The 18,873-nt window shown below is 46.2% G+C and carries 21 protein-coding genes; 18 read left to right on the top strand and 3 right to left on the bottom strand.

What is annotated here, in order from left to right:
• Positions 1-20 precede the first annotated feature (20 nt).
• From galU to ACZ449_RS14925, 4 genes are all read left to right on the top strand, one after another.
• Positions 21-926 carry a UTP--glucose-1-phosphate uridylyltransferase GalU gene (gene galU, locus ACZ449_RS14940; RefSeq protein WP_464261762.1) on the top strand — a complete coding sequence of 302 codons (906 nt, stop codon included), beginning with the start codon at positions 21-23 and terminating at the stop codon, positions 924-926.
• Positions 927-937: 11 nt separating this feature from the next.
• Positions 938-2,404: a glucose-6-phosphate isomerase gene (locus ACZ449_RS14935; protein WP_464261761.1), complete on the top strand. Its 1,467-nt coding sequence runs from the start codon at positions 938-940 to the stop codon at positions 2,402-2,404.
• Between the two features lie 12 nt (positions 2,405-2,416).
• On the top strand, positions 2,417-3,088 hold the full coding sequence (locus ACZ449_RS14930) for a response regulator (protein WP_464261760.1): 672 nt from the start codon (positions 2,417-2,419) through the stop codon (positions 3,086-3,088).
• Positions 3,089-3,149: 61 nt separating this feature from the next.
• A complete protein-coding gene (locus tag ACZ449_RS14925; RefSeq protein ID WP_464261759.1) occupies positions 3,150-3,626 on the top strand; it encodes a glycosyltransferase family 2 protein in 477 nt (158 codons plus the stop codon).
• 83 nt (positions 3,627-3,709) lie between these two features.
• Here ACZ449_RS14925 and ACZ449_RS14920 read toward each other — a convergent pair whose 3' ends face one another.
• The gene (locus tag ACZ449_RS14920) at positions 3,710-4,300 is read right to left on the bottom strand and encodes a hypothetical protein (protein WP_464261758.1); all 591 of its coding nucleotides are present in this window, start codon (positions 4,298-4,300) and stop codon (positions 3,710-3,712) included.
• A gap of 271 nt (positions 4,301-4,571) precedes the next feature.
• Between ACZ449_RS14920 and ACZ449_RS14915 the strand changes: the two genes are divergently transcribed.
• From ACZ449_RS14915 to ACZ449_RS14905, 3 genes are all read left to right on the top strand, one after another.
• Positions 4,572-5,177 (top strand): IS607 family transposase, encoded by a 606-nt coding sequence (locus ACZ449_RS14915; protein ID WP_464261757.1) that lies wholly within the window; start codon positions 4,572-4,574, stop codon positions 5,175-5,177.
• On the top strand, positions 5,170-6,384 hold the full coding sequence (locus ACZ449_RS14910) for an RNA-guided endonuclease InsQ/TnpB family protein (protein ID WP_464261756.1): 1,215 nt from the start codon (positions 5,170-5,172) through the stop codon (positions 6,382-6,384). The genes ACZ449_RS14915 and ACZ449_RS14910 overlap by 8 nt, the downstream gene beginning before the upstream one ends.
• A gap of 174 nt (positions 6,385-6,558) precedes the next feature.
• The gene (locus ACZ449_RS14905; RefSeq protein ID WP_464261755.1) at positions 6,559-8,475 is read left to right on the top strand and encodes an ABC-F family ATP-binding cassette domain-containing protein; all 1,917 of its coding nucleotides are present in this window, start codon (positions 6,559-6,561) and stop codon (positions 8,473-8,475) included.
• 321 nt (positions 8,476-8,796) lie between these two features.
• On the opposite strand, the gene ACZ449_RS14900 is transcribed toward ACZ449_RS14905, so the two are convergent.
• On the bottom strand, positions 8,797-9,129 hold the full coding sequence (locus tag ACZ449_RS14900) for a hypothetical protein (RefSeq protein ID WP_464261754.1): 333 nt from the start codon (positions 9,127-9,129) through the stop codon (positions 8,797-8,799).
• A 245-nt stretch (positions 9,130-9,374) separates the two neighbouring features.
• Between ACZ449_RS14900 and ACZ449_RS14895 the strand changes: the two genes are divergently transcribed.
• The 7 genes from ACZ449_RS14895 to ACZ449_RS14865 all read left to right on the top strand — a co-directional run bounded on the left by ACZ449_RS14895 (position 9,375) and on the right by ACZ449_RS14865 (position 14,366).
• Complete coding sequence (locus ACZ449_RS14895; RefSeq protein WP_464261753.1) at positions 9,375-9,965, top strand: RNA polymerase sigma factor; 591 nt, start codon at positions 9,375-9,377, stop codon at positions 9,963-9,965.
• Positions 9,966-10,043: 78 nt separating this feature from the next.
• Positions 10,044-10,268 (top strand): DUF1659 domain-containing protein, encoded by a 225-nt coding sequence (locus ACZ449_RS14890; RefSeq protein WP_464261752.1) that lies wholly within the window; start codon positions 10,044-10,046, stop codon positions 10,266-10,268.
• 31 nt (positions 10,269-10,299) lie between these two features.
• Entirely contained in the window at positions 10,300-10,512 is a 213-nt protein-coding gene (locus ACZ449_RS14885) for a DUF2922 domain-containing protein (RefSeq protein WP_464261751.1), read from the top strand.
• Between the two features lie 94 nt (positions 10,513-10,606).
• On the top strand, positions 10,607-10,741 hold the full coding sequence (locus tag ACZ449_RS14880) for a YvrJ family protein (protein WP_464261880.1): 135 nt from the start codon (positions 10,607-10,609) through the stop codon (positions 10,739-10,741).
• Between the two features lie 362 nt (positions 10,742-11,103).
• Positions 11,104-13,305, top strand: a complete 2,202-nt coding sequence (gene recD2, locus ACZ449_RS14875) for an SF1B family DNA helicase RecD2 (RefSeq protein ID WP_464261750.1) — start codon at positions 11,104-11,106, stop codon at positions 13,303-13,305.
• Positions 13,299-13,955, top strand: coding sequence for a ComF family protein (locus tag ACZ449_RS14870; RefSeq protein WP_464261749.1), 657 nt, complete (start codon positions 13,299-13,301; stop codon positions 13,953-13,955). The genes recD2 and ACZ449_RS14870 overlap by 7 nt, the downstream gene beginning before the upstream one ends.
• Positions 13,956-14,015: 60 nt before the next feature.
• The gene (locus ACZ449_RS14865) at positions 14,016-14,366 is read left to right on the top strand and encodes a hypothetical protein (RefSeq protein ID WP_464261748.1); all 351 of its coding nucleotides are present in this window, start codon (positions 14,016-14,018) and stop codon (positions 14,364-14,366) included.
• Between the two features lie 215 nt (positions 14,367-14,581).
• On the opposite strand, the gene ACZ449_RS14860 is transcribed toward ACZ449_RS14865, so the two are convergent.
• On the bottom strand, positions 14,582-15,178 hold the full coding sequence (locus tag ACZ449_RS14860; protein ID WP_464261879.1) for an HD-GYP domain-containing protein: 597 nt from the start codon (positions 15,176-15,178) through the stop codon (positions 14,582-14,584).
• Positions 15,179-15,564: 386 nt separating this feature from the next.
• On the opposite strand from ACZ449_RS14860, the gene ACZ449_RS14855 reads away from it, so the two are divergent.
• From ACZ449_RS14855 to flgK, 4 genes are all read left to right on the top strand, one after another.
• On the top strand, positions 15,565-15,966 hold the full coding sequence (locus tag ACZ449_RS14855; protein WP_464261747.1) for a flagellar protein: 402 nt from the start codon (positions 15,565-15,567) through the stop codon (positions 15,964-15,966).
• Positions 15,967-16,107: 141 nt separating this feature from the next.
• A complete protein-coding gene (gene flgM / locus ACZ449_RS14850; protein ID WP_464261746.1) occupies positions 16,108-16,401 on the top strand; it encodes a flagellar biosynthesis anti-sigma factor FlgM in 294 nt (97 codons plus the stop codon).
• Positions 16,402-16,430: 29 nt separating this feature from the next.
• On the top strand, positions 16,431-16,919 hold the full coding sequence (locus ACZ449_RS14845) for a flagellar protein FlgN (RefSeq protein WP_464261878.1): 489 nt from the start codon (positions 16,431-16,433) through the stop codon (positions 16,917-16,919).
• 46 nt (positions 16,920-16,965) lie between these two features.
• Positions 16,966-18,873, top strand: a complete 1,908-nt coding sequence (gene flgK, locus ACZ449_RS14840; RefSeq protein WP_464261745.1) for a flagellar hook-associated protein FlgK — start codon at positions 16,966-16,968, stop codon at positions 18,871-18,873.

The following is an 18,873-nucleotide window of genomic DNA, read 5'->3' as shown; positions in this document are numbered from 1 at the left end:
GAAAAGAAAGGATTGAGTATATGCCTAAAACCCACCAAAAAATAAAAAAGGCGATCATTCCTGCGGCTGGTTTGGGGACTCGCTTTTTGCCGGCTACTAAGGCGCAGCCTAAAGAGATGCTGCCGATTGTAGATAAACCTGCTATTCAGTTTATTATCGAAGAAGCCATCCAGTCTGGTATTGAGGAAATTCTCATTATTACTGGTCGGAATAAACGGGCGATCGAGGATCATTTTGACCGGGCGATTGAGCTGGAGATGACGCTTAAGGCCCAGGGAAAATACGAACTGTTGGGGCTGGTGGAGGAGCTAGCGGAAGTCACGATTCACTATGTGCGCCAGAAAGAAGCCAAGGGGCTGGGGCATGCCGTGTTGTGCGCGAAGCAGTTTGTTGGCAATGAGCCGTTTGCGGTGCTGCTGGGTGATGATATTATTGATGCCAATGTTCCATGCCTCCGTCAGTTGATGGATGCCTATGACGACTGTCAGGGAACTATTCTGGGGGTGCAGGAAGTGCCGAAGGAAAAGGTATCAAGCTATGGTATTGTTAAGGCTGAGCCGGTGAAGGATAATCTGTGGAGAGCTGTTGATTTGATAGAAAAGCCAACAATGGAAGAAGCGCCGTCCCAGCTTGCTGTGTTAGGGCGGTATGTGATTGAACCGGAAATTTTTTATCTCCTGGAAGATACACCGCCAGGGCGGGGTGGCGAGATTCAGTTAACAGATGCGCTGCGCCGCTTGGCTGCTTTTAAACCAGTATATGCCTATAATTTTGAGGGGCGCCGCTATGATATTGGTGATAAGCAGGGGTATCTGGAGGCGACGGTGGAATATGCATTGAAGCGCCCTGAACTGAGGGATAAGTTCTTGCGCTATTTGATGAAAACAGTGGGGCAGTTAGAGAAGGATTCGTCGACAACGAAATAAGGAGGTAAGGCATGGAGGGACAATCCGCAATAGTTGCGTTGCCATCAGGTTTTTCTTTTGATTATAGTAATCTTTATGGTCAGGGCTTGATAACACAACAAGATGTTGCTGCGATTGCGGCGCGCACTGAGACCGCCCACAAGGCTATTGAGCATATGCGGGCAACTGGTGAAATACGCGGCCATTTGTCAAAAGACGGTACTCCGGAGAAAGTATTATTTAGTCAGCTGCCGTATGTCGAGGAAGGGAATATAAATAGCCCGGCTTCGATTGCCAGGCTCAAACAATTCGGGCAGTCACTGCGATATAAGGTGGATGCGGTACTATCCTTTGGAATTGGCGGCTCTTATCTCGGAAACAAGGTACTGTTTGATGTGCATTGTGGCGAGTTCTGGAATGGTAAGAGCGGTGAGGAGCGGCAGGGGTATCCGAAACTGTATTTTAGTGGTAATAACATTGATCCGCGCCGAACGCTGGAGCTTGTGGAGCAGATTAAGGCTGAGGCACGGGCAGCGGCTGCGCACGCCGGGGCGGGGCGATCTTTCCAAGTCCTGCTTGTTGTTATTTCTAAGTCGGGTTCTACGTTGGATACCATGTCGAATTTCATGGTGGTCTATGATGCTCTTAAACAAGTCTCCAATATTACAGTGCAGGTGGTGGCTGTTACTGACCCGGCTACAGGCACTCAGGAGACCTTGCTGCACAAGCTGGCTGATGAGCAGGGTTGGCCTATGTTTAGTGTACCTGACGGAGTTGGTGGACGGTTCAGTGTGTTTTCCGAAGTCGGGCTGGTGACGGCGGCCTGTATTGGTTTTGATTTTGAAGCCTTTTTAGGCGGGGCCAGGGCTATGGACGAGGCGTGTAAGACAGAGGATATTTGGCACAATCCGGCTATGCTCAATGCAGTACTTAAGTATCTGGCGGCTGCCAACTATGGGCGGGATATTGAAGTATTTATGCCGTATGCCGATTATCTTAAGTCTGTGGCCGAGTGGTATGTCCAGCTATTAGCCGAATCGCTAGGCAAGCGGACTGATCGCGCAGGCCGGGAGGTGTTCTACGGACGGACGCCGATTGTTGCAGTGGGAACAACAGATATGCATGCCCAGACGCAGCTGCATCAAGATGGCAAAAAGGATAAGGTTGTGCAATTTATCAAGGTCGCTAAGTGGACCAATGACCTGCCAATACCTGATGTTTTCCCCACAGCGGCTAAATTGTCAGACATCTCTGGTTTGCGACTCAGTCAGGCGCTGGATGCTGCGAGACAAGCTAATGCGGCGGCACTGAGTGAGGATGGCAGGTTTAATGCCACATTTGCGCTGTCTGAGATGAATGCCTTTCATCTGGGCGAGTTGTTATATCTCTTGGCCTTATCGGTGGCCTATGAAGGCGAGTTGGCTGATGTGGATGCGTTCGATCAACCAGGGGTTGAAACATATAAGCGATTGTTGGGGCCGATGCTAAAAAAAATGTAGAAGGTGAATTTAGTGCCAATTAAACTAGTTATTGCTGATGACCACGCGCTTCTTAGGCAGGGAATTAAGAATGTGCTATCTTTAGAACCTGATTTGGATGTAATTGGTGAGGCAGGTGATGGCGAAGAAGCTATTAGTAAGCTTGAGAGCCTTAAGCCTGATATACTGTTGCTTGACGTGAATATGCCGCATATGAATGGGTTGGAGGTAACGAAGCGTCTCAAGACCGCCAAGTCGACGGTGAAAATTATTATTTTGACCATACATGATGATGAAAACTATGTGATTGAGGTTATTAAGTCCGGCGCAGATGGCTATCTCTTAAAAGATATTGAGCCAGGTATGCTGGTCAAGGCCATCCGCCTCGTCTATGAGGGCCAGTCTTTTATCTACCCGACATTGGCAAAACGATTATTTGGCGAGCTTTCCCGTCAGGAGGAGCGAAGGCTGGAGGTTCCGAACATGTTGGAGCGCCGCAAGGAAGAACGCCTGACCTATCGTGAGGTGGAAGTGCTGCAGCTTATCGGGCGGGGAATGAATAATCAGGAAGTGGCCCAGAAGCTATTTTTAAGTGAAAAGACGGTTAAGAATCACTTGACAAATATTTTTCGCAAGATCAATGTGGTCGACCGCACGCAGGCGGTGTTGTATGCAATTAGAAATAAGATTGTAGTGCTGGAATAGTTGCATTAATATAATAGTGTGCATATACTATCCTATCCCAAAGCGAAGGGGGTAGGATAGTTTGTTTTTGTCATATTCTGCAAGTGTTATTCTGGTTTCACTGGCCCTATATGGTTTATGGTATGCTAGCAAGGAGATATGGGCCTGGATTATTATGATGAAATTTGTGCGGTTACCTGCTGCCAGCTTTGTGATTCTTGTTCATAATATGGAATATGAAGTAGAAGAACTGCTACGGTACTTGGTCAATGAACTAACAGACGGCGGCCAGGAATATGATACTATTGTGGTGGATTGCGGCTCTGATGATTTGACCCCGGCGATTCTACGGCGGCTGGCCGAGGAATTGACTGTATTGACAGTGGTCAATGCGCCACGGTCATCGCGGCCTGTGACTGAGATATTGCCATTGTGCCGGGGGGCGGTGGTGCATGTACTTGATTTAACCGGACGGCTTACCAGCGAACAGTTTACGGTCGTAGTGTCAGCGCTGCTGAGGCAAAGTCAGCAGGATGTGGCGGTTCGCAGAGACAGGTAATACTAGCGTGAGACTGCCATGCTGCGCTCGCAATGACCAACCACTCGGTCATTGCGAGCGTTAGCGAAGCAATATCGGTTTTTTTACTGGCGTTGTTTGCTGCTCAATATGTCTTGGAAAATGTCAATTAGCTTTACCGCCAGGGTTAGTAACTCCGGTTCGTAACCGGGGAAGGATTCCCGCAATATACTGGCAGAAGGTGGTTGAGTAGTAGGCGCTGTATGGGCGGCCAGGCGAGCCAGCGCCAATTGGCGGTTAACAGTGGCGGTTGTCCAGAGTACCGGGATTTCTGTTTTTCCAGATAGCATAATGGTTGTTTGGTAAGGCTTGTTTGTGTTGGGACAGATGGTGTCAACGGCGTAAAAATTGATATAGCCGGTGGTAGTATCACCGGCTATTCTGGGTTGGCGAACCTTAACCGGGACGAGGACAAGCCCTGGCGCTAAGGGGAGCGGTTCCAGGTTTGTCCTCTCGGTAAGAGCACGGACTTGGCTTCGCAGCGCCGCCAGGTCAACAGCCCGGCTTTTGGCCAGTCGCTGAATGACAGCGCGGACGCGGGAAGTAAGAATGGTCGCGCTGCCGTTGATAGAGAATATGGTAGTGCTGTCACCTGAGGAGTTATAGCAGGGAACAATCGCCGCGATCTGTGCATGAATAGGTATAGATGGGGTCATAGTGATACCTCCTAAGATTACGAACATATGTTCAGGATTTGTTTTTATACTAACAGAAAAGTAAGTTATTGGCAAGTGAAATAAGAGTAGCAGCAGGGGTGAGCTTGCGCAGCAATCTCGCACTTGTATCTAATTGCGTTAATCGGTACAATAGTAGTGGCAGACAGGGAGGGGACAACTGTTGGATAAAAGTTATTAAAAGTTATTAAAAGTTATATAAAGTTATATATAATTAATAATATTAGTAGTATAATATTATTGAGGTGTTAACATGGAATATTATACAATTAACAAATTTTCTAAGATGGTTGGAAAAACTCCCCAAACATTAAGAAACTGGGATAAAAGCGGTGTTTTAAAACCACATCATACTTCTACAAATGGGTATAGGTACTATTCAGAAGAACAAGTTCAGCAGGTTTTACACATTAGAATTGATAATCCTAAAATTGTAATTGGTTACTGCCGAGTTTCATCATCTAAGCAAAAAGATGATTTAGAACGGCAAATTAGTAATGTAAGTAGTTATTTGATAGCACAAGGCAAACCGTTTGAAATAATATCAGATGTTGGTAGCGGTATTAGTTACAATAAAAAAGGCTTGCAAAATTTAATACAACGAATAGAGTCTGGTGAAGTTGAAAAGGTTGTTATTTTATACAAGGACAGACTGATTAGATTTGGTTTTGAATTGATTGAATATATCGCTAGTCTTAATCAATGTACTATTGAAATTATAGATAATGCAGAGAAAACGCAAGAACAAGAACTTGTTGAGGATATGATCCAAATTGTGACTGTTTTTGCTTGTAGACTTCAAGGCAAACGAGCAAACCAAGCAAAAAAGTTTGTCAAGGAGTTGGGCGAGCATGATTAAATCAATCAAAGTTCAACTCAAACCAAATAATAAGCAAAATTCATTACTTTTTCAATGCGCTGGTGTGGCACGTTGGGGGTATAACTGGGCGTTAGATAGGCAACAGAGGAATTATGAAGCTGGTGGCAGAAAGATTATTTCTGATAGTGTTTTGAGAAAAGAATTAACGCAACTAAAACAGACCAAGGAATTGAAATGGCTATATAAATACAGTAACAATATCACAAAACAAGCTGTGAAAGATGCTTGTATGGCTTATGACGAGTTTTTGAACATCAAAAACAAGCATTATTCAAAGAAAACTATTGCTAAAGCTAAACGGCAAAATAGAGTATTAACATACAGAGATTTAGAAGGGTATCCGAATTTCAAGTCAAAGAAAAAGTCTACACCTAAATTTTATCAAGATAACATCAAAATTAAGTTCAATCATACCCATGTTCAACTTGAAAAGTTTGGCAAGGTAAAACTTGCTGAATTTGGACGTATACCTGTTAATGGGAAGTACACTAATCCAAGAATAAAACATGATGGATTGAATTGGTTTGTATCTGTCGGTATTGAAATGGGCGATATGACAATCAATAATCCTACGACTGAATCTATTGGAATTGATTTAGGTGTTAAAGATTTAGCGATAGTCAGTACAGAAAAAACTTACAAGAATATCAATAAGACTAAGCCTGTTAAAAAAGCTAACAAACGCCTTAAACGCTTGGAAAAACAAGCAAGCAGCCAGTACGAAAGTATGAAAAATAATAAAATAAAAGAAAAGGGCAAGAACTTATTAAAACTTGAAAAGCAGATCAATAAAACTTATAAGCGACTAACGAATATTCGTACTGATTATGTGCATCAAATAACTACTTCACTGGTGATAGCCAAACCAGAATACATAGTTATTGAGGATTTATACATAAAGGGTATGATGAAAAATAAGCATTTATCTAAAGCTATTGCTGAGCAAAAGTTACATGAGTTTAGGCGACAACTTGAATATAAATGCAGTTGGTACGGTGTTCCGTTAATTCTTGCAGATAAATGGTATCCATCAAGCAAAACATGCTCATGTTGTGGGAATATCAAAAAGGACTTAAACCTTTCTGATAGAGTCTATAAATGTACTGAGTGCGGATTAGCGATAGATAGGGACTTAAATGCAAGTATTAATCTAAGAGAATACCCTAAATTAGCGAAAGCCATATAAAAGACTTTGCTAATATGTACCGATTCGTTATGTCGGGAATTTAAGCCCTTGGAGCGTTATAGCAAACGAAAGTAGCTTAGGCAAAATCGGACGCAATGAATTGGGAAAAGAACATAAAATTATAAGTTTTTATCTAAAGTTTATAAGTTTTAGTAAGTTTCTTGTAACGGACAAATGAGTTTATTGGAAGTTCGCGGCCTGAGTAAGGCCTATGGGATACAAACTATTTTTGCAGATATTAATTTTCAAGTGCGGCGTGGGGAAAAGGTGGGCTTGATTGGGCCTAATGGTGTGGGTAAGACCACACTGGTGCGTTGTTTACTGGGGTTCGAAAAGCCAGACAGCGGCCATGTGGCCTTGACTCCCGGTGAACGAATCGGCTATGTGGAGCAGGATACCGGCCTGGGTGATAATACGCTATATGAGGAGCTGGTAGGTGCGTTTGGTGATGTGCTGGGCTGGCAGCAGGATATGCGCCGGTTGGAGGCGGCCATAGCCAGTGAAAAGGCAGCAGACAAGCTTGACAAGTGTATGAAGGAGTATGCACAGGCTGTCGAGCGCTTTGAGCGGGGCGGTGGCTATGAGGTTGAGAATTCTGTGCGCCGGGTAGCTTTTGGCTTAGGCTTTACGGCCGAAGACTTGACGCGCCGTACTAATGAATTTTCCGGGGGGCAAAAGACTCGGATTTGTTTGGCACGGGCGCTTATTCGTCAGCCTGATTTTCTATTTCTGGATGAACCGACTAATCATCTTGATTTGGGGATGGTGGAGTGGCTGGAGGAATTTTTGACAGGTTATTCCGGGGCTGTGTTGGTGATATCCCATGACCGCTACTTTCTTGATACCGTAGCTGAGCGGATTCTGGCTATTGAAAATGGTAGTATCGCCGATTATAGTGGCAATTACAGTGAATATTTGGCGAAAAAAACAGAAAAGCTGGCAGCGCAGGAAAAGGCGTACGGCAAGCAGCAGGCGTTTATTGCAAAAACAGAGGAATATATTGATCGCTACCGGGCAGGCATTAAGTCTAAACAGGCGCGCGGGCGGCAAAGTCAGCTCAGTCGGTTGGCGCGGCTGGCCCAGCCGGAAGATATGAAAGGATTTGACTTTTTCACCTTTAATCCACCGGCAGAATGTGCCGAACGGGTGGCCGAGCTGGGTGAGGTTGTGGCTGGCTATGGCGATAAGACAGTACTTGACAAGGTGTCACTATTGGTGCGGCGCGGCGATGGTGTGGCGCTGGTGGGGCCAAACGGGGCAGGTAAGACGACACTGTTAAAGCTGCTAACCGGGGATATCACGGCTAATTATGGCAAGGTCAAGCTCGGGAGCCGGGTGCGGCTGGGATATTTTGCTCAGGAACATGAGACGTTGACTGACAGCAACAGTGTGCTTGATGAGGTTATGCGGGAGTTCGCTTTTAGTGAGGAACGGACGCGGCATTACCTAGGAGCCTTTCTGTTTCGTGGCGAGGATGTATACAAACTGGTAGGTGACCTCTCCGGTGGCGAAAAGGCGCGGCTGGCGTTGTTAAAGCTCATGTTGGCCGGGGCCAACTTTCTCATCTTGGACGAACCTACCAACCATCTGGATATTGCCGCACGGGAAGCGGTGGAAGAAGCTATTATGAACTTTCCTGGCACTTTTCTAACAGTGTCACATGACCGGTATTTTCTTGATAAAGTGGCGAACCGCATGGTCGAGTTAGATGGCGGGCAGCTGACTGAGTATGCCGGTAATTACAGCTATTATCATGATAAAAAGGCCGCTGCAGCCAAAACAGCGGCACAAGCGTCCAGTCAGGCGGCTGCTGCTGAAAAGAAACAAAAGGGCAAGCCGGAAAAACCGACGCAAACGCAAGGCACCGGTAAAGGGGCCAATTGGCGTAAGCCTGATACAGATAAGCTAGCTAAAAAACTGGAAGAGGAGATTGCCATGCTGGAGCACGACCTGGCGGCTCTTGAGGTCAGGCTAAATGATCCGGCCAGTCATGCTGATGCCGTGCTCAGTCGGGAGTTATCTGACGAATATGCGGCCCGACAGGCTGAACTTGACGAAAAGTACGTTGCATGGCTGGAAATGACGGAATAGACTTTGTGCCTCTTTCAGGGGCTGCTGGTTCTGAACGCCCATCTGCTTTGTTGCTCCTGCGATCTGTTGCTCAACGTACTCCAGTGACTTTGCACTACGTTCAATGGCTGCTGGCTCTGAACGCCCATTTGCGTTGTTGCTCCTGCGATCCGTTGCTCAACGTACTCCGTGTACGTCTCCGCTACGGTTCTCGGTGCGCCTAGCATCTGGGCATTCATAACCAGCAGCGTGTATATTCATGGATAGAAGGGTAACGTGGTCTGACTTGCGTTATTTGAGAAAAAACTAGCGCCTACCGGTGTCCGGTAGGCGCTAGTTTTTCTACTTCGCTCGGCTTAGCTGCCGTATATCTTGCTCGTGCTCACTAGCCTTGCGAACAAGAAAGATAACATCGTTTGCCATGCGATCAAACTGTTCGTCCGTCTTATTGAATCTAATATCCAGTTTATTCATTACACCGGTCAGCGTATTGAGGTTATGTGCAAGTCCATGCACTTGGGCATTAATTTCTTCATGCCAGTGTTTTAAACCCTTGGTGACGTCAATGTTTTCCTTAAGCGCAACCTCCACCCCATCAAGCCTGGAATTAATCTGCTTAACCTCAGCAAACAGCTGTTTCTGTCCATCAAGAATCTGCTTTAGAATTTCCTCCACCCCATACCCCCCTTTTTGCGATATCGAGATAGTTTACTTTATTATAACATAGAACAGACACCCAGTCCTAGTGTAACTGGGGTCAGATTTGACTTATCATTATTTGCAGTCCATTTTTTAAAAGCCGGGCTAGCTCAGTCATCAACCTGAGCCAGTTCGGCTTTTGTTTTTTGCTCGGCGGTAATGCTATTCTTACCGCAAGCGCTAATATAGAGGGACCGGTTCCTTGCCGACAGGTGAGGATAATGAGTTTGGAACAGTTGGTTATAAAGGCCCAGACCGGAAGTTCGGGCGGGGCAGCATTTGCGGAGGTTTGTCAGCGGTTCACCGGTTTGGTGAAGAAGTATGCTAATCAGCCGCATTTGGCAGGGATAAAAGAAGAAGCCACCGCTGAAGGGTGGCTGGCAGTGGCGGCAGCAGTACAGAACTATGACCAGGCTGCCGGTGTCCGGTTTGCCGGCTATGTTGAGAGCCGGGTCAAGTATGCGGTCTGGAACTTGTTTAAGCGGGAACGGCGGCGCTGGCAGCAGGAGCTTCTGCTAACCGGAGGAGGTACAGAGGATGAGGAAAAGGCAGCGCCTAGTTGGCTGGAAACCCTGGCTGCTGTTGACAATGTAGAGGCTGCAGTTGAGGCAAGTTTGGTCACTACCGCCGTTCGCGAAGCCTTAGTTACCTTGCCTGACAAGCAGCGGGTAGCTGTAGTGCGGACTTTGCTCAAAGAAGCACGGTTAGGCGAAGTGGCCGCAGAGCTCGGAGTTTCCCCGCAGGCAGTATATAGTTTGCGCCAGCGGGGATTAGCCCGTCTTAAAAAAGAATTGGCGAAAAATCTCTTTTAAAATACTTATGAATTCTTCTTCTCCCGTTTAAAATCGCAAATCCCTGGAATGTATGAGAGTATAAAGGGGGTGAGCAAAATGGCAGTAGCAAAAGTACCGCAGAGCGTCAAGCTGGTTCTCAAGGTGCAGACCGGCGTAAATGCATCCGGTAATCCGGTTTACCGGTCCCGGACATTCGCGAACGTCAAAGCGGCGGCCGCTGATAGTGATGTTTTCGCAGTCGCTGAGGGTTTGGCTGGTCTGCAGAAGAACACACTGGTAGACATTGTTCGACAAGATTTGAACAACCTTGTTAACCAGTAAAAAAACACCGTATTAGAAAGGAGGAATAATCATGACTAAGACACTGGAGTTGGTGTTTCGCACCAGTGCCGGTACTGAGACAACCATCAGTGTGGTTGATCCCAAAGACGACCTGACATTGGCGCAGGCGCAGACCGTGATGCAAGACATTATCACCAAAAATATCTTTGAGATCAAAGGCAGCGTACTGGCAGAAAAAGTAGAAGCCCGCATTCGCAGTCTGGATACTGTGGCCTTGGTGTAAGGCTCTAAGGAGGAGCGCTCTAGCGTAGCTGGGGCGCTTTCTCACTATGGAGCTAAACTGCGCATTGGGGAAAGGAGGAAATGCTGTGGAACAGATGCTTATCTATGCTTCCAGCTACGGTTTTCCGATGGTAGTGGCTGCCTACTTATTGGTACGTATTGAGGCGAGATTGGAAACATTGACAACCAGTATTAACGACCTGGCTAAGATAATTGCCGAAAAGCTGTAGTGCAAAGAGAAAGGCCCTGTTTACCGGGATGTGGTAAGCAGGGCCTTGTTCATGTAACCTGTAAGCTTTGTTTTTTTAGTGTGCAAAATAAAGTGTAGCAACAATATACATAGTTGAAGATAGGAGTACCATGTGGAAGATAAAATCAGGGAAGCGGGACGGGCGTTGAATGGTACGGTTCTGAAAGTAATGGTAGGTGTACATATGCTCTTTCACAATTTATGCCTCACAATTTGTAAATTCTTGTAGTAATAGTACAGTTATTTATAAAGTACTCCATTTATAAGAAAAATCCTGCTTGTCAAGTGAAAAAAATAGGCAGGATTTTATCCCAGCTGGTGCGAATAAAGAAACAGGAACTTATGTTTGGAATTATCCTAGGTATTGGGAGTAACAATGTGGAGAATAAACTAGAAGGTATTGTTGAAAATATAACATTTCAGGCAGTTGACGGCAGCTTTACTGTGTTTCGCCTTAAGCCAAGTAGTGAAAGCGGCATTGTGGCCGTAACAGGCAACTTTCCACCTCCCTTGGTAGGTGAGCAGGTCATGCTAACAGGAGACTGGGTAGAGCATGCCCGCTATGGACGACAGTTTAAGGCCATTAGCTGTCGGCGGATTGCACCAACCTCTGAAACGGGGATCGAACGTTTTTTGGCTTCTGGGGCGATCAAAGGAATTGGGCCGGCTATGGCGGCCCGGTTGGTCAAGCATTTTGGTTTGCGTACTCTGGAGATTATGGAATTGTCGCCGCACCGATTGGCTGAAGTCGAGGGAATTGGCAGCAAAAAGGTAGAGCAGATCCGTAAATCTTTTGCCGAACAGGCTGAGCTCAAAGAGGTTATGCTTTATCTAGAAATGCATGGGGTTACCGGTGCCTACGCGGCTCGAATTTTTGCCTGCTATGGTTCAGACTCAGTAGCTGTATTAGAAGCCGATCCCTATCGCTTGGCCGAAGAGGTAAAAGGCATTGGTTTTCGTATTGCTGATCAGATTGCCATGGCGGTAGGTTTTGACCGGGGACATCCCTCGCGCTTAGCGGCTGGGGTGCAGTTTGCTTTGCTCATGACAGGGCAAGCAGGTCATTGCTGTGTGCCGACAGAAACACTAACTGCTGAAACCGCCAAACTTTTAAACCTTGATGCCGCTGAAATCGCGGGTATTGTCAGTGAACAAATTCAGTTAGGCAAGCTATATACTGAGGATTTTCACGGTATGACCTTAGTCTATCCCCGCTATTTGTACCGGGCTGAAAAACAGGTCACCGAACGATTGCTCACGCTCAGGGACAAGGCCAAGCCGATTGCTGATATTGAAAGCCAGAGCCAGACTCTTGTGGATGCTTGGGAGACGTCAGCTGGTGTTACTTTGGCAGTAGAGCAGCGCGAGGCATTAGCGGCAGCACTGTTGCATGGTGTGCTGGTGCTGACTGGCGGGCCGGGAACTGGCAAGACGACGACGGTAAAAGGTATTTTGGCTTTGCTGGAACAGCAGGGCTTTAAAATCGTACTAGGTGCACCCACCGGCCGAGCGGCTAAGCGGTTGGCTGAGACGACCGGTCGTGCGGCTTCGACCATTCATCGGCTGCTAGAAGCAGGGGGCGGTATGGAAGAGGACCCCATGTTTGCCAGAGATGAGCAGAACCCGCTGGATGCCGATGTGGTCATTGTAGATGAGACCTCAATGATGGATATGGTTTTGATGGGCTGTTTTCTACAGGCTGTGCCGGATGGCTGCCGAGTGGTACTGGTGGGTGATGTGGACCAGCTGCCAGCAGTCGGTCCAGGTTCGGTCTTGAAGGATATTATCCGCTCTGCTGCTATTCCGGTTGTCCGGTTGACTGAGGTATTTCGTCAGGCAGGCGAGAGTATGATTGTACTTAACGCCCACCGGATCAACCGGGGACGCCTACCCGAATACGGTAGTCTTGATTTTCAATTTCGTGAACTAGAAGGCAGTGAGGCAGCGGCTCAGGCCATTGTTGATCTGTGCCAAAAGGAACTGGCACAAGAGGGGTTTGACAGCTGGCGCGATGTTCAGGTGTTATCTCCCATGCACCGACAGCCATGCGGAGTTGAGAATCTCAATCGATTACTGCAAGCAGCGCTCAATCCCCCGGTTGACGGTAAGGACTATCTGCAGGGTGTCAATCAGGTGCTGCGCGAAGGTGATAAAGTTATGCAAATCCGCAACAACTACACCAAACGGGTATTTAACGGCGATATTGGTTTTATTCGGGCGATTGTTGACGGTAAAGTGCTTGTTCATTACCCGGAAGAGGATGTTGTATATGAAAAAGGGGAGTATGACGAACTAACGCTGGCCTATGCCATGAGTGTTCACAAAAGTCAGGGCAGTGAGTATCCGGTTGTTGTTATGCCGCTTACCCCTGGCCATCATATTATGCTGCAGCGCAATTTGTTGTATACGGCGGTAACCAGAGCCAAAGAACGCGTCATTTTGCTTGGCACGCGCGCGGCACTCAATACGGCAGTTATGAGTGACCGCACCCGTCGGCGTTACTCACTGCTGGCAGAACGTTTGCGGGGCGAGAGTCTATGCTAAAAGACTGGTGGACAGCACTGCTTGCTTTACTCTTTCCCCAACGCTGTCCAGCTTGCAAGGAGTGGGCTGACGGCGCAGGGTGGTGTTCAACCTGCATTGCCCAGATCGCCAAGCTACGGCAAGTGGCCTTGGTTCTCCACAATCTCCGGTGGCTGGACGAGTGTGTGACAGTTACTAACTATACCGGCCCAGTCCAGCGTTTGATCCGGGACATGAAATTTCGCCGCATGACCAGGCAGGCCGCAAAACTGGGTCAGCTGCTTGACCATGCGATAGCCAGTGGACAGTACGCGGACATGGAGGCTATTGTACCTGTACCGCTTCATAATGACCGTCTCCAGGAACGCGGCTTTAACCAGACGGCACTTGTATTCAAACCCTGGGCAGCACGTCAGAAGCTTATCTGGACAGAAGCACTTGCGCGTACCAGACCTACTGCGCCCCAATGGGAGCTTACCCTGAAAGATCGCCGGAAAAACATCAAAGGCGCGTTTACAGTAACGCGCCCAGAGCTTATAATTGGAAAACATATTCTATTGGTGGATGACATCTTTACCAGTGGTCTTACTATGGAGGAGTGTGCCAAAGTATTGAAGAAAGCTGGCGCAGTAACAGTGAGGGGACTGGCACTAGCGAGCGGGGCAAGATAATTTACTATTGCCCAGTCTGCCTTTAGCAGGATATAATAGTTTTAAAAGAAGGTGTTACTAATGGAAACCTTATTAAGGCAACTCTTAGAAGGCCAGCAGCAAATTATCAAACGTCTTGACCGTATGGAGGAAAGCCAACAGCAGCTTAGCGAAGATATCGCTGAACTTAAAACCACCGTTAATAACATCGAAGGTCATCAGATAGAGAATAGCCGCTTTATTCATGCTCTCCGGCATAACTCAGAAGAAGTTAATGCTCAGCTTCACAACATCGGCCATAATCTCGATGTACTTACTGGACGAGCTGCCACAAAAGAGGATATTACTGAATTAAATGCCAAGTTTGACCTGCTTAACAATCGCCTATTTCAGCAGGAAGCAGCCATTCACCAATTAAAAGCGGTTAAATAGTGACCCCGGCAACTTTCGTAACCCCCACGACCTTTGCCGGAAAAAGCGTTCCGCAGGAGAAAAGCCGGGCGATATTCTGTAAAAAAATCCGTACTGTTTGAGCGTGCGAGTTTACGGATTTTAGGAATATCGCCCGGCTTTTCAGCTTTTGGAGGCTCAGGGCCTAGACTTTTTGTTACTTTTGGGCAATGCCAAAAGTAAAACCCCTCACCAACCTATCCCAACGCATCAATAAATGCACGAACGACCTCAGAATCAAACGCCATACCTGACAGACTTAAGAGTTCGCCGACGGCTTCATCCTTAGTCTTGACCCAGTTCTGCGTACACGGATTAATAAACCGGTCATAGTGATTGGCCACGGCAATAATCCGCGCACCAAGCGGGATATTCACACCTTTTAGCCGTTTAGGGTAGCCTGTGCCGTCAAACCGTTCATGGTGGAAACGGATATACGGAATAAGCTCCTGACAGGAGGGGATATTTTCCAACATGTAACTGCCAGCATTGCAGTGACTTTTGAACACACTCATCTCACGAGTGGACAAATAAGGCACTTTAGCCAGCACCTGATTGGGTACAGTAATATGCCCCACGTCATGTAATAGTGCGGCCAAACGGATACGCTCAATCTCTTCTCGGGGAAGGCGCATTTTAGCGGCAACACTAACCGCATAGTTGGCTACTTGTTGACTGTGGAGAAATAGTTTGGCGTTTTTTAGCTGAATAAGCTGCATAAGATTGGCAAAAATACCATGGAAGGTTTCCATATCGCCCGCATAAATTTCCGGGTCCTGCATGAGCGTTAGCATATACACGACAAACTGCCTTTCGTTGGAGACCAGCACCTAGATAATGACATGGCTGGCTTCCGTAATTATAAAGAAAACACGGCTTGCGCCGAGCCTTTGGCGAAAGCGGAAGCCGATGTTGCCCTTATCCTGTTTTTAAGAAAGTTTTATACTTTCTGTTAGGGTAAGAAAGCGCTGAATAAGCAATATTGTTAATTAGATAAAAACCGCCATAATCCTGCCTATTGAAATAAAAAAATATCTATTATTTCAGAAATGAGTCTAAAGGCCTAGGCTATAAAGCGAAAATACTATATAATAACGATAATTATAGTAGTGCAATAAAGAATGTATCGTAGGAAGCAACTATTTTATTGCAGCCTATACAGAAAAAGGGGGGCAAGATCATGGGACTTGCGAATTGTTCGGAATGTGGAAAGCTGTATGTCGAAAATGCGGCGCGAGTGTGTCCGGAATGTTACCGCCGACAAGAAGACGATGCGGAAAAAGTAGTAGAGTATCTGCGTGATGTAGACAAAGCTACGTTAGAAGAAATCCATCAGGCTACTGGTGTTAAACACAAGATAATACTGCGTTTGCTTCATAGCGGCCGCATCATGGGCAGTGCGATTTCCTATCCCTGCGAAACCTGTGGCACCTTAATTGCCGAGGGGCGGTTATGTGATAAATGCAGTAAAAATATCCTGGATCAGATAAAAACCGATGAACGGCATGAAACACATGAACAGCATGCGCAACCGCAAAAAAGCCGGTCGCGGATGTACGGCAGTTTGGGGGATAAAGAATAACGTTGATATTGAGAGCAAAATGCCGAAATAGTGTGATATAATCAGCAAAACAGCGCTAATTACTTGTGGCGGGGATTAATAACCCCGCCGCTTTTATCGATAACATGATATAGAAATTCCGGAGTTGTGAGGTGCTCATTTATGAATATCAAAAACATCCAAAATGTTGCCAAAATATATGGCGAACAAACGAAAACATCTAAAAGTTCCAAAGGTCAGGTAGCCGGTACGACTCAGCAACCGGACGAAGTCATCCTGTCCAGCCAGGCTCAGGAAGTGAGTCAGTATGTGCGGACAATTAAAGGCATGTCTGAAGTGCGGGATGAAGTAGTCAATGAACTGTCTGAAAAGATTGCCAGCGGCGAATACAAAGTGGATTCAAGGGAACTTGCCGACAGAATTATTGCCTATTCCAAAAATGAACGTTTTTACTAATAGAGGAGGCTTCTTCGTAAGTGACAGATATGTGGGATAAACTGGTGGTTGCTTTGAATCAGATTCTTGAGATCTATCAAGCACTTTTGCAGTTAAGTCGAAAGAAAAAGGAAATTCTGATAGCAGCAAATCCACAAGAACTTGAAAAATTGACTAAGCAAGAGGAAATGCTCATAATTCAAGCGGGTAAACTGGAAAAACTCCGATTGGTGGCGATGCAGGGTCTTGTGGTCGAACTAGGTATTTCACCTGATCAAGTAGTAATGTCAGCACTTATAAAGTATGCGGATAGCACTACTGCCGCTAAGCTAAGTGAAATCTTCCAGGCGTTCACAGAAATAACAGGTGAACTTAATAAACTGAATGAGCTTAATGAAAAGTTAATTCGGCAATCTTTGGATTTTGTTAGCTATAACATCAATATTCTAAGTCAAAGTAAGGCAGATACTACTTATGCGCCCCAAAGGCAGGAGTCAGTTGGTAAGTCGGGGCGTACAATTTTAGATGCAAAGGTATAATAGATAAATTGCAGCGAAAATATGCAATATGTAACGGAGGTCACAAATGAGATCGACATTTGCTGGTTTAAACACAGTTGTACTGGGTCTTGCGGCCCAAAAAATGTCCCTTGACACGGTCGGACATAATGTTGCTAACGCCAATACTGATGGTTATTCCCGGCAACGGGTTAATCTGATTACGTCTACGCCTCAAACTATCTATACAGGCAATGGTGGTTCGGCGCAAATTGGCAATGGTACGCTTGCGCAATCCATTACCCGGATTAGAGACAGTCATATTGATAAGCAGATGTGGAAAGAATCATCTACGTTGGGTTACGGGCAGACCATGCTGGATAACTTGACGAAGATTGAAGGCGTTTTTCAAGAACCAACAGAGACAGGTATGCAAACCGTGCTTGATAAGTTCTGGAAGGCATGGAATACCCTATCCACCGATGGTTCGAATAATAGTGCTCGCACAGCCTTGCGGGAATGCGGTGTTGGACTGGTGGATGCCATACAACAGGCCAACACTCAGTTGACAAATATGATTTCCGATATTAACGATGTAGTTAATTTAAAAGTGAGTTCCGTAAATCAAATAACCTCAGAAATGCTTTCCCTCAACAAGCAGATTGTCAACGTGGAAGCAGGCGGCGTGGATCATGCTAATGACCTAAGGGATCGCCGGGACCTTTTAGTTGATCAGTTATCGTCACTGGTTAATGTGCGGGTCACGGAGACAGCAAACGGCAGTTACACAGTGCAATCTTCGGGCTATACGCTGGTGGATTATACGAGCGCAACTAAATTGAAGACAGTCCAAGATATGGATCCGGATTATGAATATGGAACAGTGCGGGTTGTAACAGCAGATACGGAAGAACCTATCAGTTTTACAGGTGGCGAGATAGCTGGCCTTATTGATGCACGGGACAAAACGTCTGACGGCACAGATGATGCGAAGGAAACTGATATTAGCTGCAAAGCTTATTTGAATAAATTGTCGTCGATGAGTCAGTTTTTGCTGCAAGAGTTTAATGCTGTCCAACGGGATGGGTATGGATTAGGCGGCGAAGCCGATACCGGATACAATTTTTTCGGGATGCAAGGGAATAATACTTCGACGACTGACTACAATGACCCTGTAGGTATTGAAACTATATTTAATCTTGCGCCTGGTGTCAAGCCTAAGGCGAAAGACTGGATTAATCAGTTGCATGTTAATGAGGATTTGTTTGATGCGACAAATGGATTAGGGCATATTGCCGCTAAAACAAAGGTTGGCAGTTTGACCATCACGCAGAGTGACCCTAAGTCACCCAAAATTTCGATTGGCGGGAATTATTCTACTGGTGTAACGTTGCCTGCTACTTATGATGTTACAGTAAAAAGAGATACTACAACAGGAAAGATTACTTCAATTGATTATAGTGTGAATAGTGGGGTAGTGACATCACTAACACCGCCTTTTTCAGACTCTGCAACAGGAACAACAAAAATTTATCTAGGTACACCACCTACACCACCTGCGCTACCTACGTGTTTAACTATTACAGTTGATTCAATAGATACAAGAACTTCGCCTGCTGATTGCAAATATTCCTTTACTACGCTTAAAGAATCCCAGGGCAATGCTGCCGGCGACAACGCCGTTAATTTAGCCAACCGATTAAAGGTCGATATTTCAACTAACCTTGGCAAATCTTCTCTCGACACATACTATGGTTCCATGATTGGTGCACTTGGCGTACAGGCAGATAATGCCGACCGCTTAACAACAAACCAGACAACCTTAGTCAGCCAAATTACCAACTGGCGCTCCTCGGTTTCAGGAGTCAACCTTGATGAAGAACTAAGTGATATGATTCGCTTCCAAAAAGGCTATAGTTCAGCGGCCAGGGTACTAACCACTATGGATGAAATGCTTGATAAACTAATTAACGAAACCGGTCGTGTGGGAAGGTAG

Source organism: Desulfosporomusa polytropa (assembly GCF_055380075.1).
This window is presented reverse-complemented; position numbering and strand designations above follow the sequence as displayed.

Excerpts from the sequence above, each read along its gene's own strand:
- ACZ449_RS14880 (WP_464261880.1), top strand. The coding sequence starts at position 10,607 with ATGCTTATCTATGCTTCCAGCTACGGTTTTCCGATGGTAGTGGCTGCC.
- galU (WP_464261762.1), top strand. The coding sequence starts at position 21 with ATGCCTAAAACCCACCAAAAAATAAAAAAGGCGATCATTCCTGCGGCT.
- ACZ449_RS14905 (WP_464261755.1), top strand. The coding sequence starts at position 6,559 with ATGAGTTTATTGGAAGTTCGCGGCCTGAGTAAGGCCTATGGGATACAA.
- ACZ449_RS14870 (WP_464261749.1), top strand. The coding sequence starts at position 13,299 with ATGCTAAAAGACTGGTGGACAGCACTGCTTGCTTTACTCTTTCCCCAA.
- ACZ449_RS14895 (WP_464261753.1), top strand. The coding sequence starts at position 9,375 with ATGAGTTTGGAACAGTTGGTTATAAAGGCCCAGACCGGAAGTTCGGGC.
- ACZ449_RS14890 (WP_464261752.1), top strand. The coding sequence starts at position 10,044 with ATGGCAGTAGCAAAAGTACCGCAGAGCGTCAAGCTGGTTCTCAAGGTG.
- ACZ449_RS14935 (WP_464261761.1), top strand. The coding sequence starts at position 938 with ATGGAGGGACAATCCGCAATAGTTGCGTTGCCATCAGGTTTTTCTTTT.
- ACZ449_RS14915 (WP_464261757.1), top strand. The coding sequence starts at position 4,572 with ATGGAATATTATACAATTAACAAATTTTCTAAGATGGTTGGAAAAACT.
- ACZ449_RS14845 (WP_464261878.1), top strand. The coding sequence starts at position 16,431 with ATGTGGGATAAACTGGTGGTTGCTTTGAATCAGATTCTTGAGATCTAT.
- flgK (WP_464261745.1), top strand. The coding sequence starts at position 16,966 with ATGAGATCGACATTTGCTGGTTTAAACACAGTTGTACTGGGTCTTGCG.
- ACZ449_RS14860 (WP_464261879.1), bottom strand. The coding sequence starts at position 15,178 with ATGCTAACGCTCATGCAGGACCCGGAAATTTATGCGGGCGATATGGAA.
- ACZ449_RS14885 (WP_464261751.1), top strand. The coding sequence starts at position 10,300 with ATGACTAAGACACTGGAGTTGGTGTTTCGCACCAGTGCCGGTACTGAG.
- ACZ449_RS14910 (WP_464261756.1), top strand. The coding sequence starts at position 5,170 with ATGATTAAATCAATCAAAGTTCAACTCAAACCAAATAATAAGCAAAAT.
- ACZ449_RS14865 (WP_464261748.1), top strand. The coding sequence starts at position 14,016 with ATGGAAACCTTATTAAGGCAACTCTTAGAAGGCCAGCAGCAAATTATC.
- flgM (WP_464261746.1), top strand. The coding sequence starts at position 16,108 with ATGAATATCAAAAACATCCAAAATGTTGCCAAAATATATGGCGAACAA.
- recD2 (WP_464261750.1), top strand. The coding sequence starts at position 11,104 with ATGTTTGGAATTATCCTAGGTATTGGGAGTAACAATGTGGAGAATAAA.
- ACZ449_RS14920 (WP_464261758.1), bottom strand. The coding sequence starts at position 4,300 with ATGACCCCATCTATACCTATTCATGCACAGATCGCGGCGATTGTTCCC.
- ACZ449_RS14855 (WP_464261747.1), top strand. The coding sequence starts at position 15,565 with ATGGGACTTGCGAATTGTTCGGAATGTGGAAAGCTGTATGTCGAAAAT.